Below are 16882 nucleotides of genomic sequence, written 5' to 3'. Positions count from 1 at the left end.
TCGGCGTGCGAGTGCGGCATACCGGCGTGGCGTGTCTGGTGTGACGGGACCTGGGCCGTGTCCGGTTGTGCGTGATCGCGGTGCGGGCGCGGCCGCCACCGTAGGGGGCCCCGGTGTCGTCGTCGACGTCGGAGCGGTGGCAGGCCGGGCTTGAGCGCAGTGCGAATTCTACTCGAACAGGTGCGCAGGGTGACCTGTTTATCACGTTCAGTTGTGCAGGGCAAGTCGGTATTCGACTGATGGAGCGTCAGTTTCCTTGCTTCGTACGACGTTCGACCCCGTCGGGTATCGATCTTCGGGATGGGCATGATGCTTGCACGGTCGGCCTAGAGGAGGGGACCCATGGGCGAGAAGGTCGTGGCCACGCGCGCGGACCTGTCGGACCGGCAGATGTACCGCCGCAAGCTCCAGTCCTGTCTCGACGTGCTCGAACGGATGCTGCGCGAGAACCGCTTCGACCGGCCCCGGGCCGTGATGGGGCTGGAGATCGAGCTCAACCTGGCGGACGAGCAGGGTCAGCCGCTGATGCGCAACGAACAGGTGCTCGGCGCGATCGCCTCCAGCGACTTCCAGACCGAACTCGGTCAGTTCAACATCGAGGTCAACATCGCCCCGCACCGGCTCACCGGCCATGTGCTGGAGGAACTGCGCGAGGAGATCGACACCGGCCTGCGCTACGCCGACCGCAAGGCCGCCGAGGCCGGCGCCCGGATCGTGATGATCGGGATCCTGCCGACCCTGGAGCACGACCACACCGGCCTGGAGTCGATGTCCCACAACCAGCGGTACAGCCTGCTCAGCGACCAGATCCTGGCCGCCCGCGGCGAGGACATCGCGGTGGACATCGAAGGGGTCGAACGCCTCCAGCTGGAGTCGGTCACCATGGTCGCGGAGGCCGCCGCCACCTCGCTGCAGATGCACCTCCAGGTCACCCCCGAGCGGTTCTCCTCGGTCTGGAACGCCGCCCAGGCGCTCTCCGCGGCGCAGGTCGCGCTGGGTGCCAACTCGCCCTTCCTGTTCGGACGGGAGCTGTGGCGGGAGACCCGCCCGGTGCTGTTCCAGCAGGCGTGCGACACCCGTTCGGCGGAGCTCAAGGCGCAGGGCGTCCGCCCCATCACCTGGTTCGGCGAGCGCTGGGTCGACTCCGCGCTCGACCTGTTCGCCGAGAACCTGCGGTACTTCCCCGCGCTGCTGCCGATCTGCGACGACGAGGACCCGGTCAAGGTGCTGGCCTCCGGCGGGATTCCCAAGCTCGCCGAGATGCGCCTGCACAACGGCACCATCTACCGGTGGAACCGGCCGGTCTACGACATCGCGGACGGCGTGCCGCACCTGCGGGTCGAGAACCGTGTCCTGCCGGCCGGGCCGACGGTCGCCGACACGCTGGCCAACGCCGCCTTCTACTACGGACTGGTCCGGGTGCTGGCCGAACAGCCCCGGCCGATCTGGACCAGGCTGCCCTTCATCCAGGCCGACGAGAACTTCCACAACGCCGCGCGGCACGGGATCGACGCCGTGCTGCAGTGGCCGCGGGCGGGCTGGGGCGGCCGCGGCGGCGGGGTGACCGCCGTGCCGGCCGTCGACCTGGTGCTGAACGAGCTGCTCCCGCTCGCCCACCAGGGCCTGGACGAGTGGGGCGTGGAGCCGGCCGACCGGGACCGCTACCTCGGGATCATCGAGCAGCGCTGCCTGCGCCGGACCAACGGCGCGGCCTGGCAGAGCGCGACCTTCCACCAGCTGCGGGAACGCTTCGGGATGGACCGGCCGGCCGCCCTGGCGGCGATGACCCGGCGCTATGTCGAGTACATGCGCGGGGGCGAGCCCGTGCACACCTGGCCGGTCGGCTGACCCGGCCAGCGGCCAGCGGCCAGCGGCCCCCGGTCACGGGGAGAGGGGCCGGGGGCCGGTGCCGCGGCAGTCCGCGAGGGCCGTCGTCGGCCGAGGTGCGAGGGGCGCCGCGCGCCCGCGCGCAGGGAGGGGCGCCGCCACCGCGCGGGGCGGGTCCGATGGGGCCGTGCGCCCGTATGGAAGGATGATCGCCCCGGCGGTCGGCCGACCCCGGGGCGAAGCCCGCCCGCTGGAGCCGCCGTGAGCACCGTCTCGACCGAGCCCGGGCGCCTGCCCCTGACCCGCCGGCTGCTCGGCGCCGAACTGCTGATCGTCCTCGGCCTCTCGCTGGGTGCCAGCGGCCTCAGCGCCCTGATCAGTTTCGCCGGCTCGCTCACCCAGCCGCTCGCGCTCGGCCAGCAGGTCGCCACCCTCAACGGGTCCCGCGCACCGGGCCGGCCCTGGCTGGACCTGGCCTGGCAGCTCTACTACATCGGGCGCGGCCTGATGCCGGTCGTCCTGGTCGGCTACCTGCTGGTCCGCGAGGGCACCTCGCTGCGCGTCCTCGGCTTCGACCTGACCCAGAAGCTGCGCGACCTCGGCCGGGGGACCGCCGTGGCCGCCGCGATCGGCGGCTCCGGCCTGGCGCTCTACCTGATCTCCCAGGCGGCCGGCTACAACCTGACGGTCGCTCCCTCGGGGCTGCCCGACGTGTGGTGGCGGATCCCGGTGCTGGTCGCCTCGGCCTGGGAGAACGCGATCCTCGAAGAGGTCATCGTGCTCGGGTACCTGATCCGACGGCTCGGCCAACTCGGCTGGAGCTGGCCGGCGATCGTGATCGCCAGCTCGGTGCTGCGCGGTTCTTACCACCTCTACCAGGGGGTCGGCGGGCTGGTCGGCAACATGGTGATGGGGGTGGTCTTCTGCCTGGCCTACCGCCGGTGGGGGCGGGTGATGCCGCTGGTGACCGCCCACGCGCTGATCGACACGGTGGCCTTCGTGGGCTACGCCCTGCTCGCCGGTCACGTCAGCTGGCTGCCGACCGGCTGAGCCCGGACGGCCGACGTCCGTCACCCCTCCGGACGCGCGCCGCCGGCCACGGCCCGGCGGGCTCCGGTCGACGCCCCGCCGGCGTCGGCCCGTCAGGCGGACGCCCCGCCGAGGCGACGTCCCGGGAGCAGCCCGGCCCGGGGCGGCCGGGCCAGCAGGCGATCGACGTGCCGGCGCTCCAGCCCGTGGAAGGGGTCGACCGGCAGCAGCAGGCGATCCCGGCGAAGCAGCGCCCGGCGCACCAGCCGGCCGGGGATGACGTCGTCGACCCAGGCGAACGGCCGGCCCCGCGCGTACCGGAGGATCGGTGGCCACTTGCGACCGGAGATCAGCTGCATCAGCGGTACGCGCGGGTCGCCCGGTTGCGGGACGTACCCGGTGAAGCGGACCACCGGCAGCTCCGGCAGGCCGAGCAGCGGTGAGAGATGCCGGTTGGCCTCCTCCTCCCAGGTGGTGGCCCACACCAGCTGGTAGCCGCCGGCCAGCTCGCGCAGCCAGTCGGCGTGCCGGGCGGAGAGGAGCACGCGGTACCCGAGCAGGGCGTGGGCCTCGAAGCCCGCGTCAGGGTGGGGTGCGGCCGGGTTGAGCACCCCGTCGACGTCCAGGAACAGCAGAGGTTTCGGCATGGGGCGCCCCCCCGGGGGTTCGACATCGTCCTCACCCGTCCGGACGCGCGCCGCCGACCGCCGGTTGCCCCGCCGGGGCGGGGCGGCGCAGCGCAAGCGCGGGACACCGACCGGGACGGCAGCGCTCGTCCGTCCGTCCCTCGGACGGTCCGTCGCCGGCCGGTCCTCCGGCGACGGACCGCCCGTTCAGCCGACCGGTGCCGGCGTGGCGGCGGTCTCCACCGGGGCGGCCGTGCGCCGGCTCAGCCGGCGGACCTGCGGTTCGGCCAGGACCAGGACGCTGAGCAGGACGGTGACGGCTGCGCAGGTCCAGAGCGCGCCGCCGGTGCCCAGCGCCCCGGCGGCCGGGCCGGCCAGGGCGGTGCCGACCGGGGCGAGGGCCAGCGAGCCGAAGGCGTCGTACGCGGAGACCCGGGACATCAGCTCCGGCGGGATCTCCTGCTGCAGCGCGATCATCCAGTTCACCCCGAAGACGGTGACCCCGCCGCCGGAGAGGAACATCGCGACCGCCAGCAGCGGCAGCGGCGCGGCCACCGCGAGGGCGGCCGCGGGCAGTGCGAAGAGGAAGACGCCGTAGTTGCCGACCAGCAGGATCCGGCGGGGGCGCCAACGCGCCATCAGCAGGCCGGTGAGCACCAGCCCGGCGCCGTCGGCGGCGAGGGCGAAACCCCAGTCGCGGGCCCCGCCCAGCCGGGTCTCGGCGACGATCGGTCCGTACACGGCGTCGACCGCGCTGACGCAGGCCATCAGGACGGAGAACTGCAGCACGATCACCCAGAGCCACCGCCGCGAGGCGAACTCCGTCCAGCCCTCGCGCAGTTCGTGGATCATCCCGCTGCCCTGCGGCTGCTTCGCCGCGGGCTCGACCCGCAGCAGCACCCGCAGGGCGGCGGCGGCCAGGAAGCAGCCGGCGTCGACGGCGAGCACCCAGCCGGCGCCGACGGTGGCGGTGAGGGCGCCGCCCAGGGCCGCACCGCCGATCTGGGCCGCGTTCATGGCCATCCGGTAGACCGAGAAGGCGTGCGAGGCGTGCTCCGGGGCCACCGTCTGCATGATCATGCCACCGGAGGCCGGCCCGTAGAAGGCCTGCCCGGCGCCGCCGGCGGCCGAGAGCAGCACCAGCTCCCAGAGCCGCACCGTGCCGGTCAGCACCAGGGCGGCGAGGACCGCCTGGGAGACGGCGTTGAAGGCGTTGGCGGCGACCATCACGTGGTGGCGCGGCAGCCGGTCGGCGAGCGCGCCGCCGACCAGGAGCAGCAGGACCAGTGGCACCAGCCGGGCCGCGGTGACGTAGCCGATCTCGGTGGTCGAGCCGCCGACGGCGAGGACGGCGAAGGCGGTGGCGATCGGCGCACCGGCGTTGCCGAGCCCGCTGACCACCGTCGCGGCGGTCTGGATGCGGTAGTTGCGGCCGGCCCAGGCGAAGCGGCGGGGGAGGGGGGTTTCGCTGTGCACGTGCGCGACTATGACGGCTGTCCGGTCAGGTGTCTAACCGATATTTGGTCCTGCCGATCGGGTGGCCTGCTCGGTTGACCTGCTCGGGCGGCCTGTTCGGGGCCGGCCCGCGGGGCCCGGCGCCCGCGATCAGCCGAGATGCCCCCACAGGAAGCTGAGGGTCCGCCGCCAGGCGATCCGCGCCTGCAGGGCGTCGTAGTGGCCGCCGGGGTTCTCGTCGTTCATGAAGGCGTGCCCGGCGGGGTAGAAGTGGATCTCCGGGCGGCGGTCGGTGGCCTCCCCGATCCGGATCGCCGCCTCGTCCACGGCGGTCACCGGGATCGAGTGGTCCAGCTCGCCGTAGTGCCCCAGCACATGGGCGGTCAGCCCGCGGAAGTCGTACTCCGGGTCGGGCGGCAGTCCGTAGAAGGGCACCACGGCGGCGACCCGGTCGCCCTCCTGTGCGGCCAGCACCAGGGCGAGGCCGCCGCCCATGCAGAAGCCGGCCACGCCGATCGCGTCCCCGACCACCGCGGGATGTCCGAGCAGCAGGTCGACGGCGCCCCGCAGGTCCCGTGCGGCGCGCTCCGCCGGCAGGTCGCGCTTCATGCGGGCGGCCTCGGCGCGGTCGTGTGTGGTGGCGCCACCGTAGAGGTCGGGGGCGAGGGCGACGAAGCCCTCGGCCGCGAAGCGGTCGGTCAGGGTGGCGATGTGCGAGGTGAGCCCCCACCACTCCTGGATCACCACCAGCCCGGGGCCGGCGCCCTGCGGCGGCAGCGCGAGGTAGCCGTGCGCCTGCCGGGCGCCGCCGGCACCGGTCCCGCGGCCGGCACCGATCCCGCCGGAACCGATCCCGCCGTTCCCGCCGGGCGCGGCGTCGGTGCCGCCGGCGCCGGGGAAGGTGACGTTCTGCCGGGAGCCGCCCTGGTCAGGCATGGCTGTCCCTCCGTGGGACGGGCCGCGGCCGGTCGCGGCCCGGCGGGGGAGCGGGAGGTCGTCGGGCAGGGCGCGCGCCGGGAGCGGGCGTCAGCCCATCGACTCCAGGGTGCGGCCCTTGGTCTCCTTGATGCAGAAGGCCACGAACGGGATGGAGAGCAGCGCGAAGAAAGCGTAGATGACGTAGGTGGCCGACAGGTTCCAGTCCGCGAGGTCCGGAAAGGTGACGGTGATGGCCCAGTTGGCGATCCACTGGGCTGAGGCGGCGACGGACAGGGCCAGCGCCCGGATCCGGTTGGGGAACATCTCGCCGAGCAGCACCCAGACCACCACGCCCCAGGAGAACGCGAAGCAGAAGACGAAGACGTGGGCGGCGACCAGCGCCGTGGTGGCGTAGGAGTCCGCCAGGGTCGCGGTGTCGCCGGTGCCCTCCCGGAAGGAGAAGGCCCAGGCGGCCACGCCCAGCGAGATCGCCATGCCCGCCGAACCGGCCAGCGCCAGCGGCTTGCGGCCGATCCGGTCCACCAGGGTCATCGCGAGGACGGTGCCGATCACGTTGACGATCGAGGTGGAGAGGCTGATCAGCAGCGAGTTGCTCTCGTCGATGCCCACCGACTGCCAGAGGAAGGACGAGTAGTAGAAGATCACGTTGATGCCGACGAACTGCTGGAACACCGAGGCGCCGATGCCGATCCAGACGATCGGCAGCAGCCCGAACCGCCCGCCCAGCAGGTCGCGGGCCCGCGGCTTGTGGGTGGAGGCCAGCACCGCGCGGATCTCGGTCACCCGGGCGTCCAGGTCCACCCCTTCGCCCTCCACCTCGCGCAGCACCTCGCGGGCCTCGTCCTCGCGCCTGGCGGCGATCAGGAAGCGTGGTGACTCGGGGATGGCCAGTGCCATCAGCCCGTACACCAGGGCGGGCACGGTCTCCACGCCGAGCATCCACTGCCAGGCCTGGACGCCGGCCAGGTGCCCGGTGGACTCCCCGCCGGCCGCCTCGTTCAGCGCGTAGTTGGCGAGCTGCGAGACGGTGATCCCGAGCACGATCGCCATCTGCTGGAAGGACGCCAGCCGGCCCCGGTAGGCGGTCGGCGCGACCTCGGCGATGTAGGTGGGTGCGATCACCGAGGCGATGCCGATCGCGACGCCGCCGACCACCCGCCAGAGTGCCAGGACCTGGATGGTGGGCGGGAACATCGAGCCGACGCCGCTGATCGCGAAGAGCACGGCGGCCAGCAGCATGGTGCGGACCCGGCCCAGGTGGTCGGCCAGCCAGCCGGCCGCCACCGCGCCGGCCGCCGAACCGAGCAGGGCGATCGCCACCACGAAGGCCGTCTCGCCGTTGCCCACCTCGAAGTGCTTCTGGATGCCGGTCACGGCGCCGTTGATGACGGCACTGTCGTACCCGAAGAGGAAGCCGCCCATCGCGGCGGCGGCCGAGATGAACACGACATGCCCGAGGTGCGCCTCACCGGCGTCCTTGGGTGGGTGGGTGGTGGCCACGACGAGCTCCTGAGGGTGCGACGGCCCGCCGGCACGGCCGAGTGGACAGGATCCGCCTCACATTCGATCAGGTGGGTGACCCGTCCGCCCGGCCGGCAGCCCGTTCGGCGGCATGTCGCGGCGGACGCAACCCGTCCGGGCGAACCGCTCCACGGTCCGTCAGCTCCCGCCGGAGCGGTCGGCGTCCGTCCGGGCCGTCGCCGGCCGGCCGGAGGGCTCGTGGTTCGCGCGGCGGCTCAGCCCGCCGGGCAGCCCCCGGGGCGCGTCGCGGGCGGCTCGGATCGCTCGGCCCGTCCGGCCCGTCCCGAGGCCGGGGCGCCGGCCCGCCGCGCGTTGCGCCGCAGCAGCTGCGTCCTGGCGCCCTGGTCCAGCCCCTGCCCGCGCTCCGCCAGCAGCCCGGCGATCGCGAACTGGTCCGCGGCCGGCTTCTTGTCGTCGTACTTGAACTTGGCGCGCACCTCCCGGACGGTCAGCCGCAGCCCGCGCAGGCCGGTCAGCAGCGGGCCGAAGGGCTCGGCCCCGGGTACCACCCGGACCTCGGGCGTCTCCGGCTGGAAGTGCGCCAGCTGGCGGTTCAGGATGGCGGCCTTGCCCGCCGCGTCCTCCACGATCTCGGCGGTGCAGGCGAACTGGACCGAGGCGTAGTAGCTGGTCGGCGTGCCCGGTTCGCCGCGCCAGTGGCCGGGGGCGAAGACGTAGTCGTCCGTCACCGACAGCGTGACCTGCGGGTCGGCCCGCAGGGCCGCCCAGATCGGGTTGGGCGCGGCGAGGTGCAGCAGGATCTCGCCCGCGTCCGGGTCGAGGAGGAAGTGGGTCGGGACGAGGACGGGCCCGTCCCCGGGGGCTCCGTTGGCGGCGAGCAGCCCGAAGTCGCGTCCGGCGGCGAGCCATTCGCGCCATTCGGCCTGGTCGCCCCGGTCCCAGCTCCTGATCAGCATCTGCCCCTCCGGTCAGCGCAGTTCGCGCAGGTAGGCGGGCAGCGGTACGGAGCTGGAGGCGTCCGGCTCGGGGGTGCCGTGCACCGTCGACACGGGGACGACCCCGGCCCAGTACGGCAGGTCGAGGTCGGCCTCGTCGTCGTCGGCGCCGTCCGCGCGGGTCTTCGCCGACACCTCGTCGAGGTCCAGCCGGACGACGGCGGTGGCCGCGAGCTCCTTGGCGTTGGGCCGGCGCACGTCGCCCGAGCGGCCGGGGACGGCCTGGTCGACCAGCGCGTCCAGGGCGACGGTCAGCTCCTCGGGGTCGGTGACCTGGTGGGCCGTGCCGTGGGCCACCACCGAACGGAAGTTGACGGAGTGGTTGAACGCGGACTTGGTCAGCACCAGTCCGTCGACCAGGGTGACCGTGACGCAGACCGCGAGACCGGGGTCGGCCGCGCCGCGCAGCGGACGGCTGCCGGTGGAGCCGTGCACGTACAGGCGGTCGCCGACCCGGGCGTAGATGGTCGGCAGCACCACGGGCGCACCGTCGGCGACGAAGCCCAGGTGGCAGATGTACGTGCTGTCGAGGATCGCGTGGATCGCGTCGCGCTCCCAGGTGGCCCGGTCCTTGTACCGGGTCGGGGTGGTGCGCGCGGTGCGGGAGTAGGCGGTGCCGTCCGACATGACAACCTCTATGTACTAGTGCATAATTCTCTTTGTGCTAGGAGAATATACGATCAAGGGGCGCCGGGCCAGCGATATCGCGGCGGACGTCGAGGCCGCGGTCGGCGCCGGGCGACTGGCGCCCGGCGCGGCCCTTCCGCCGCTGCGCGAACTGGCCGAGCGGCTGGACGTCAACCCCAACACCGTCGCCGCCGCCTACCGCCTGCTGCGCGACCGGGGTGTGATCGAGACGGCCGGCCGCAAGGGCAGCCGGATCCGCCCCCGCCCGACGGTCGCCCCGCGCGACCGGATGCGCGTCCCCGTCCCCCCGCACGCCCGCGACCTGTCCGCCGGCAACCCCGCCACCGAGCTGCTCCCGCCGCTGGCCCCGGCGCTGGCCGTCGCGGGGGCGGCCGCCGACCGCGACCCCGTGATGTACGGGGAGCCGTCCGCCGACCCGGGGCTGCTCGACCTCGCCCGGGCCTCCTTCCTGGCCGACGGCGCGCCCGAGGGGCGGCTGATGGTGGCCTCCGGCGCCCTGGACACCATCGAGCGCGTCCTGGGCGCCCGGCTGCGCCCCGGCGACCAGGTCGCCGTGGAGGACCCGGGCTGGGGCAGCCTGCTCGACCTGCTGCCCTCCCTCGGCCTCAGGCCCGTCCCGGTCGCGCTGGACGAGCAGGGCCCGCTGCCCGCCGCGTTCGCCGCCGCGCTGGCCGCCGGCGCCCGCGCGGCGATCGTCACCGGCCGGGCCCAGAATCCGACCGGGGCCGTCCTCACCGCCGACCGGGCGCGGGAGCTGCGCGAGGTGCTGGCCGCCCGTCCGGGCGTCCTGCTGATCGAGGACGACCACGGGCACGGCATCGTCGACCAGCCGTTCCATTCGCTGGCCGGCGGGCCGCAGGGGGTGCCGGTCACCACGCACTGGGCGGTGGTCCGCTCCGCGGCCAAGGCCTTCGGCCCGGACCTGCGCCTCTCGGTGGCGGTCGGGGACGAGGAGACGGTGGCCCGGGTGCTGGGCCGGCAGAGCCTCGGCGCCGGCTGGGTCAGCCACCTGCTCCAGCGCACGGTCGCCGAACTCTGGCGCTCCGACGCGGCCCCCGTGCGGCGGGTCGCCGCCGCCTACCGCGCCCGCCGGGAGGAGCTGATCGGCGCGCTGGCCGCGCACGGCATCCCGGCGTACGGCGCGAGCGGCCTGAACGTCTGGGTGCCTGTCCAGGACGAGACCGCGACGGTGGTGGGGCTGGTGCAGCACGGCTGGGTGGTCGCGCCGGGCGCGCGGTTCCGGCTGCAGTCACCGCCCGGGGTGCGGATCACGGTGGCCGACCTGGCGCCCGGTGAGGCGGCGCGACTGGCGGCGGACCTGGCGGCGGTGCTGGCCACCGGCGGGGGAGACTCGCGGCCGGTCTGAGCGGCCGGTGCGGGCGGCCGGTGGGAGCGGCCGTTTTGAGCGGCCGGTGCGGGCGGTCGGTGCGGGCGGTCGGTGGGAGTGGCCGGGGTGAGCGGCCGGTCCGCGCGCACCGTCCGGGCGGCCGGTGCGGGGGCCGGCGGGCCTCCGGTGGGCCCGTCGAACCGGCGGGTAACAGGGCGAGAAAGTCGCTGCAGATACCTAGCGGTAACAAGCGCGCGCATGTCATGTTTCTCGCGCCACCGGCCGGCGGCCCACCCTCACCCCCGCGTCTCCCCGTCCCCATGCAACGGGCGAGACCGAACGCAGGAGTTCCGCCGTGCCCGAAAGCTGTCAGAGCACCGCCGCCGCACGCACCAGCAGAACACAGCGGCTGCTCGCCGCCGTCCTCGCACTTCCCCTGCTCGCCACCGGCCTGCTGGCCGCCGCCGCCCCCGCCCACGCCGCCACCGGCCCCACCGCCAGCGTGACCATGGGGGACAGCTACATCTCCGGCGAAGCCGGCCGCTGGAAGGGCAACAGCGTCACCACCTCCGGCAGTCGCGCCGGCACCGATCGGTCCTGGACCGGCAGTGCCTACGACCCGGCCCGGGTCTACGGCGCCACGTACGCGAGCGGGTGCGACCGCTCGGACGTCGCCGAGGTCCGCAGCGCCCCGACCCTGGCCCAGACCCAGATCAACCTGGCCTGCTCCGGCGCCGTCACCGCCAACGTGTACCGGGCCGCCAACGGCGGCCAGTCGTACAAGGGCGAGGCCCCGCAGGCCGACCAGCTGGCCGCCGTCGCGCGCGCCAACAACGTCAAGCTGATCACGCTCTCGATCGGCGGCAACGACCTGGGCTTCGCGGACGTGATCCAGACCTGCGTGAAGGACTACCTGATCTGGTACTCCTACTGCAACGACGACCAGCAGGCCGCCGTCGACGCCAGGATGGCCACCGCGATGGCGGGCGTGCGCAAGTCCGTCGACGAGATCCGCGCGGTGATGACCGCCGCCGGGTACGCGGCCGGCGACTACCGGATCGTGCTCCAGTCGTACCCGTCGCCGATCCCGCGCAGCTCCGAGATGCGCTACGGCGAGAGCGGCTGGAGCCGGGCCGACACCGGCGGCTGCCCGTTCTGGGACGGTGACGCCGACTGGGCCCGCGACTCGCTGGTGCCGCAGATCTCCGACGCGCTGGCCGCGGTCGCGGCCGCCAAGGGCGTGCAGTTCATGGACCTGCGGGACATGCTGCAGGGCCGGGAGGTCTGCGCCACGGCCACCAGGCAGGCGACCCCGTCCACCGCGCCCTCCGCGACCACCAGCGAGTGGGCCCGGTTCGTCGACGCCGGCCTGAGCGCCTCGCAGGGCACCGTCCAGGAGTCGATGCACCCCAACTACTACGGCCAGCTCGCCCTCGGCCGCTGCCTGACCCTGCTGGGTGCCAGGCCGACCGGCAACTGGAGCTGCCGCAACACGGCAGGCCAGGACACCGACGGGATGTACCTGACCGCGAAGTAGCCGCGCACGCCGCCGGCGCCCGCACCCCTCGACGGGGTGCGGGCGCCGGCGGACGCGTCCGGGCCGGTCAGCCCTTGGCGAGCAGTGCCTGGGCGTGCGCCCTGACCTGATCCTTCGTCAGATAGGCGTCGGTGTACTCGAAGTCTCGCAGCCGGGCGGGCTGGCGGGCGAGGAACCCGGTGCGGACGAAGTCGTCGCCGGCGGTCGCGTTGAGCAGCCAGTTCGCGCCGACCCGGAACTTCGCCGCGTTGGTCCGCATCGCCATCAGGTGGTACCCGCGCGCCACCAGCTGGGCGGGGACGCCCTCCAGCTCGATGCCGACCGGCTTTGAGACCGCGTCCTTGCCGCCGAGGTCCACCACCAGGCCCAGGTCCTTGTGGTAGTACGGCTCCAGGGGCCGGCCGCGCAGCGAGGCGATCAGGTTGTCGGCGACCGCCTTGCCCTGCCGGGCGGAGTGCTGGGCGGTCGGCGGGCAGACCGCGCCGTCGCCCTTGGCGAGGTCCGGGACGGCGGCCGCGTCGCCGAGCGCGAAGACGCCCTCGAACTGCGGCACCCGCATCTCCGCGGTGACCGCCACCCGGCCGCGCACCGTCTCGGCGTCCAGGGTCGCGATCAGCGGGCTCGCCGCGACGCCGGCCGTCCAGATCAGCGTCCGGCTGGGGAGCACCCGGCCGTCGGTGAACTTGACGCTCTCGGCGCCCACCTCGGCCACCGACACGCCGAGCGACACCTCGATGCCGCGGGCACGCAGCACCCGCAGCGCCGTCTCGCCCAGCGCGTCGCCGAGCTCGGGCATCAGCTTCGGGGCGATGTCGATCAGGTGCCACTTGATCTGCCGGGCGTCCAGCCGCGGGTAGCGCCTGGCCGCGGCGGTGGTCAGCCGCTGCAGGCAGGCCGCCGTCTCGGTGCCGGCGTAGCCGCCGCCGACCACCACGAACTGCAGCCGGGACTCCCGCTCGCGCTGGTCCAGGCTGGCCGAGGCGAGGTCGAGCTGGGCGATCACGTGGTCCCGGACGTACGTCGCCTCCGCGAGCGTCTTCATGCCGCGCGCGTAGTCGGTCAGGCCGGGGATGTCGAAGGTCCGGGTCACGCTGCCGGGGGCGAGCACCAGGTAGTCGTAGCGTTCGGCGACCACCTCGTCGGTGATCTTCCGGACCACGCAGACCTTCGAGCGCGGGTCGACGCCGATCGCCCCGCCCGGGACGATGTGCGTCCGCCGCAGGGTCCGCCGCAGCGAGACGGCCACCGACTGCGGGGTGAGCACACCGGCCGCGACGTGCGGCAGCAGCGGCAGGTAGAGCTGGTAGCTGAACGGCGTGACCAGGGAGATCTCCGCCTCCGCGGGCGTGAGCTTGCGTTCCAGGCGGCGCGCGCATTCCAGTCCGGCGAAGCCGCCACCAACGATCAGGATCCGAGGTCGTTCCATCGTTCATCCCTTACAGTGCTGGTCCGAGCCGAGCCGGGACAACCAGGCCCCCTTCGGCGCGGCACGTCCGGCCGGGCGGGGCCCACTGCCCGCCACACTCGCACGGACCAACCGGCCCTGCCACCGCAGCGGTGCGGACGGTTGACCTGACGGATCGGTAGGCTGTCCGGGTGCTCTCCGAGGTGACGGCGGTCCGTTATGTGACGCCACTACGTGAAGGCGGCTCGATGCCGGGCCTGGTCGAGGCCGACGACCACCGGCTCTACGCGCTCAAGTGGGTGGGGGCCGCGCAGGGCCGCAAGGCGCTGGTCGCGGAGGTGCTGGCCGGCGAACTGGGCCGGCGGCTCGGCCTGCCGGTGCCGGAGCTGGTCACCGTCGACCTCGACCCGGTGCTCGCCCGCAGCGAGCCCGACCAGCAGGTGCAGGACCAGATGCGGGCCAGCGGCGGCACCAACCTCGGGATGGCCTTCGTCAGCGGGGCGTTCAACTTCGACCCGCTCTGCTTCGAGGTCGACCCGCAGCTGGCCGGGCGGGTGCTCTGGTTCGACGCGCTGATCGGCAACGTCGACCGGTCCTGGCGCAACCCCAACCTGCTGGTCGCCACCGGCGGCCTGCGGCTGATCGACCACGGCGCCAGCCTGATCTTCCACCACCACTGGGCGGGCGCGGCCGGCTGGGTCCGGCGCCCGTACGACGCCGGCGACCACGCCCTGCTGGGGGCCGGGCCGGACGTCGCGGCGGCCGACGCGCTGCTGGCACCGCTCGCCGAGGAGGCGCTGGCCGGCGCGGTGGCGCAGATCCCCGAGGTCTGGCTGGAGGACGAGGCCGGCTTCGACTCGCCGGACGCGGTGCGCGCGGCCTACCTGGCCCAGCTCCGGGCCCGGCTGGCCGGCCCCCGCGACTGGCTCCCGGAGGTGTCCGGGTGAGCGCCGGCGGGACGCGTCAGGACGCCGGATCCGAGCGATCGAAGGAAACGCCGTGAGCACCACCGACGGAACGCTGCACGACTACGAGTACGCGCTGGTGCGGGCGGTTCCCCGGGTCGAGCGCGGGGAGTGCGTCAACATCGGCGTGCTGCTCTACTGCCGGCAGAGCGGCCACCTCGGGGCCCGCACCCACCTGGACCAGGCCCGGCTGCTGGCGCTCGACCCGGTGGCGGACGTGGCCGCGGTGCGCCGGGCGCTGCACGGCATCGAGGTGGTCTGCGCGGGCGGCCCCGAGGCCGGCCCGGCGGCGGCCGACGACCCCGGCCGGCGGTTCCGCTGGCTGACCGCCCCGCGCAGCGCCGTCGTCCAGCCCGGGCCGGTGCACACCGGCCTGACCGCCGACCCGGAGGCGGAGCTGCGCCGGCTCTTCGACCAGCTGGTGCTCTGACCCGGGCCCCACCAGGGGTGAGGTTGGACATTTGCGGTGGTCAAAGCTGGAGCAGGTGAACCTTCTACGCGTACGCTGGCCGCATGGGTTCGACACCGACGGCGACCGCCGCACCGACCACCGCCGAGCTGATGGAGGCGCTGGCCGCCGTCGGCGCCGCGTACTTCCAGGACTTCGCGGGCGCGGCGGCCCGGCACGGGCTCTCGTCCTCGCAAGCCAAGGCACTGGGTGCGGTGCACGAGCCGGTGCCGATGCGGGCGCTGGCGGGGCGGCTCGGCTGCGACGCCTCCAACGTGACCGGCATCGTCGACCGGCTGGAGGCCCTCGGGCTGGCCCACCGGGAGGCGGCGGCGGGCGACCGACGGGTCAAGATCGTGGTGATCACCGAGCAGGGCCGGGAGATCCTGGCCCTGATCCGGGCCGAGATGGCCCGGACCCACCAGGCCTTCGACGCCATGAGCGAGGAGCAGCGGGTGGCGCTGTACTCGATCTGCCACCAGGTGCTGCCCGTGCTCACCGGCCGCCCGGCGGCCTGAGGACGGTTCCGCCCGGCTGCCGCCGGCCGTGCGCTGCTGCGGAAGACGCCGGGACGCGGCCGTCCGGGCCGGCGGTGCTGGCCGCCCCCGCCGCCCCCGCTGTCCGGGGCCGGTCCGTGCGGCTGCTGCGCCGGGTGCTCGCGCGGTGACCGGGCGCCGCACCGGCGGCGCGCTCGGGGTGGTCCGCCGACGGTCCGGCTGACCTCGGCTGTTAGGCTTGCGAAGCGTGAGCGCGAAGCCCCAGATCCCCAATGTCCTGGCCTCCCGGTACGCCTCGGCGACCCTGGCCCAGCTGTGGTCCCCCGAGCACAAGGTGGTCCTTGAGCGCCACCTGTGGCTCGCCGTCCTGAAGGCCCAGCAGGACCTCGGCGTCGAGGTGCCCGCCAACGCCGTCGCCGACTACGAGCGCGTCCTCGACCAGGTCGACCTCGACTCCATCGCCGCGCGTGAGCGTGTCACCCGCCACGACGTCAAGGCCCGCATCGAGGAGTTCAGCGACCTCGCCGGCCACGAGCAGATCCACAAGGGCATGACCTCTCGGGACCTCACCGAGAACGTCGAGCAGCTCCAGATCCACCAGTCCCTGCAGCACGTCCGCGACCGTACGGTGGCGGTGCTGGTGCGCCTGGGCCGGCTCGCCGCGCAGTACTCCGAGCTGGTCATGGCCGGCCGCTCGCACAACGTGGCCGCGCAGGCGACCACCCTCGGCAAGCGGTTCGCCACCGTGGCCGACGAACTCCTGGTGGCGTTCAACCGCCTGGAGGAGCTGATCGCCCGGTACCCGCTGCGCGGGATCAAGGGCCCGGTCGGCACCGCCCAGGACATGCTGGACCTGCTGGGCGGGGGCAGCGAGGGCACCGCCAAGCTGGCCGAGCTGGAGCAGCGGGTGGCGGGCCACCTCGGCTTCGACCACGTGCTGACCAGCGTCGGCCAGGTCTACCCGCGCTCGCTGGACTTCGAGGTGCTCTCCGCCCTGGTGCAGCTGTCCGCCGCGCCGTCCAGCCTGGCCAAGACCATCCGCCTGATGGCCGGCCACGAGCTGGTCACCGAGGGCTTCAAGGAGGGCCAGGTCGGCTCCTCCGCGATGCCGCACAAGATGAACACCCGCTCCTGCGAGCGCGTCAACGGCCTGGCCGTCATCCTGCGCGGGTACGCCTCGATGACCGCCGAGCTCGGCGGCGACCAGTGGAACGAGGGCGACGTCTCCTGCTCGGTGGTGCGCCGGGTCGCGCTGCCGGACGCCTTCTTCGCCTTCGACGGCCTGCTGGAGACCTTCCTGACCGTCCTCGACGAGTTCGGCGCCTTCCCGGCCGTGATCGAGGCCGAGCTGGACCGCTACCTGCCGTTCCTCGCCACCACCAAGGTGCTGATGGGCGCGGTGCGCGCGGGCGTCGGCCGGGAGACCGGGCACGAGGTCATCAAGGAGCACGCCGTCGCGTCCGCGCTGGCGATGCGGGCCGGCGCCCGGGAGAACGAGCTGCTGGACCGGCTGGCCGCCGACGAGCGGATGCCGCTCGGCCGCGCCGAGCTGGACGCGCTGCTCGCCGACCGGATCTCCTTCACCGGTGCGGCCGGGGCGCAGGTCGCCGAGGTCGTCCGCCGGATCGAGGCGGTCGCGGCCGCCCACCCGGAGGCCGCCAAGTACGCGCCCGGTGACATTCTCTGACCTGTCGTCAGTTTT

The 16882-nt window shown here is 74.0% G+C and carries 15 protein-coding genes; 8 read left to right on the top strand and 7 right to left on the bottom strand.

Annotated elements, in window-relative coordinates:
* Positions 1–342 precede the first annotated feature (342 nt).
* Together J2S46_RS08405 and J2S46_RS08400 are read left to right on the top strand one after the other, a co-directional pair.
* Positions 343–1848: a glutamate-cysteine ligase family protein gene (locus J2S46_RS08405; protein WP_191292090.1), complete on the top strand. Its 1506-nt coding sequence runs from the start codon at positions 343–345 to the stop codon at positions 1846–1848.
* Between the two features lie 240 nt (positions 1849–2088).
* The gene (locus tag J2S46_RS08400; protein ID WP_191292089.1) at positions 2089–2877 is read left to right on the top strand and encodes a CPBP family intramembrane glutamic endopeptidase; all 789 of its coding nucleotides are present in this window, start codon (positions 2089–2091) and stop codon (positions 2875–2877) included.
* Between the two features lie 92 nt (positions 2878–2969).
* Here the strand turns inward: J2S46_RS08400 and J2S46_RS08395 are convergent, their stop codons facing one another.
* The 6 genes from J2S46_RS08395 to J2S46_RS08370 all read right to left on the bottom strand — a co-directional run bounded on the left by J2S46_RS08395 (position 2970) and on the right by J2S46_RS08370 (position 8980).
* Complete coding sequence (locus J2S46_RS08395; protein WP_191292088.1) at positions 2970–3503, bottom strand: HAD domain-containing protein; 534 nt, start codon at positions 3501–3503, stop codon at positions 2970–2972.
* Positions 3504–3689: 186 nt separating this feature from the next.
* Positions 3690–4958 (bottom strand): MFS transporter, encoded by a 1269-nt coding sequence (locus J2S46_RS08390; RefSeq protein WP_191292087.1) that lies wholly within the window; start codon positions 4956–4958, stop codon positions 3690–3692.
* Between the two features lie 129 nt (positions 4959–5087).
* Positions 5088–5873 carry a dienelactone hydrolase family protein gene (locus J2S46_RS08385; RefSeq protein ID WP_229913034.1) on the bottom strand — a complete coding sequence of 262 codons (786 nt, stop codon included), beginning with the start codon at positions 5871–5873 and terminating at the stop codon, positions 5088–5090.
* 90 nt (positions 5874–5963) lie between these two features.
* Complete coding sequence (locus J2S46_RS08380) at positions 5964–7376, bottom strand: sugar porter family MFS transporter (RefSeq protein ID WP_191292086.1); 1413 nt, start codon at positions 7374–7376, stop codon at positions 5964–5966.
* Between the two features lie 236 nt (positions 7377–7612).
* On the bottom strand, positions 7613–8314 hold the full coding sequence (locus J2S46_RS08375; RefSeq protein WP_191292085.1) for an FMN-binding negative transcriptional regulator: 702 nt from the start codon (positions 8312–8314) through the stop codon (positions 7613–7615).
* A gap of 12 nt (positions 8315–8326) precedes the next feature.
* Positions 8327–8980 carry a pyridoxamine 5'-phosphate oxidase family protein gene (locus tag J2S46_RS08370; RefSeq protein ID WP_191292084.1) on the bottom strand — a complete coding sequence of 218 codons (654 nt, stop codon included), beginning with the start codon at positions 8978–8980 and terminating at the stop codon, positions 8327–8329.
* Positions 8981–9014: 34 nt separating this feature from the next.
* Between J2S46_RS08370 and J2S46_RS08365 the strand changes: the two genes are divergently transcribed.
* The gene (locus tag J2S46_RS08365) at positions 9015–10367 is read left to right on the top strand and encodes an aminotransferase class I/II-fold pyridoxal phosphate-dependent enzyme (RefSeq protein WP_191292083.1); all 1353 of its coding nucleotides are present in this window, start codon (positions 9015–9017) and stop codon (positions 10365–10367) included.
* Between the two features lie 316 nt (positions 10368–10683).
* Positions 10684–11865 carry a GDSL-type esterase/lipase family protein gene (locus J2S46_RS08360; RefSeq protein WP_229913033.1) on the top strand — a complete coding sequence of 394 codons (1182 nt, stop codon included), beginning with the start codon at positions 10684–10686 and terminating at the stop codon, positions 11863–11865.
* Positions 11866–11932: 67 nt separating this feature from the next.
* On the opposite strand, the gene J2S46_RS08355 is transcribed toward J2S46_RS08360, so the two are convergent.
* Positions 11933–13291 carry an NAD(P)/FAD-dependent oxidoreductase gene (locus J2S46_RS08355; protein WP_073927297.1) on the bottom strand — a complete coding sequence of 453 codons (1359 nt, stop codon included), beginning with the start codon at positions 13289–13291 and terminating at the stop codon, positions 11933–11935.
* A 170-nt stretch (positions 13292–13461) separates the two neighbouring features.
* On the opposite strand from J2S46_RS08355, the gene J2S46_RS08350 reads away from it, so the two are divergent.
* The 4 genes from J2S46_RS08350 (at position 13462) to purB (ending at position 16867) form a co-directional block, all read left to right on the top strand.
* Entirely contained in the window at positions 13462–14217 is a 756-nt protein-coding gene (locus J2S46_RS08350) for a HipA family kinase (RefSeq protein ID WP_191292082.1), read from the top strand.
* 52 nt (positions 14218–14269) lie between these two features.
* Positions 14270–14665 (top strand): DUF3037 domain-containing protein, encoded by a 396-nt coding sequence (locus J2S46_RS08345; RefSeq protein WP_191292081.1) that lies wholly within the window; start codon positions 14270–14272, stop codon positions 14663–14665.
* 83 nt (positions 14666–14748) lie between these two features.
* Entirely contained in the window at positions 14749–15201 is a 453-nt protein-coding gene (locus J2S46_RS08340; RefSeq protein ID WP_073927295.1) for a MarR family winged helix-turn-helix transcriptional regulator, read from the top strand.
* A gap of 226 nt (positions 15202–15427) precedes the next feature.
* A complete protein-coding gene (gene purB, locus J2S46_RS08335; RefSeq protein WP_191292080.1) occupies positions 15428–16867 on the top strand; it encodes an adenylosuccinate lyase in 1440 nt (479 codons plus the stop codon).
* Positions 16868–16882 lie beyond the last annotated feature (15 nt).

The organism is Kitasatospora herbaricolor (genome assembly GCF_030813695.1).
Taxonomy (GTDB): Bacteria; Actinomycetota; Actinomycetes; order Streptomycetales; family Streptomycetaceae; genus Kitasatospora; species Kitasatospora herbaricolor.
This window is presented reverse-complemented; position numbering and strand designations above follow the sequence as displayed.

What these genes read in the sequence shown, in the direction of transcription:
- J2S46_RS08405 (WP_191292090.1), top strand. Translation starts at nt 343, where the DNA reads ATGGGCGAGAAGGTCGTGGCCACGCGCGCGGACCTGTCGGACCGGCAG.
- J2S46_RS08395 (WP_191292088.1), bottom strand. Translation starts at nt 3,503, where the DNA reads ATGCCGAAACCTCTGCTGTTCCTGGACGTCGACGGGGTGCTCAACCCG.
- J2S46_RS08385 (WP_229913034.1), bottom strand. Translation starts at nt 5,873, where the DNA reads ATGCCTGACCAGGGCGGCTCCCGGCAGAACGTCACCTTCCCCGGCGCC.
- J2S46_RS08375 (WP_191292085.1), bottom strand. Translation starts at nt 8,314, where the DNA reads ATGCTGATCAGGAGCTGGGACCGGGGCGACCAGGCCGAATGGCGCGAA.
- J2S46_RS08370 (WP_191292084.1), bottom strand. Translation starts at nt 8,980, where the DNA reads ATGTCGGACGGCACCGCCTACTCCCGCACCGCGCGCACCACCCCGACC.
- J2S46_RS08355 (WP_073927297.1), bottom strand. Translation starts at nt 13,291, where the DNA reads ATGGAACGACCTCGGATCCTGATCGTTGGTGGCGGCTTCGCCGGACTG.
- J2S46_RS08340 (WP_073927295.1), top strand. Translation starts at nt 14,749, where the DNA reads ATGGGTTCGACACCGACGGCGACCGCCGCACCGACCACCGCCGAGCTG.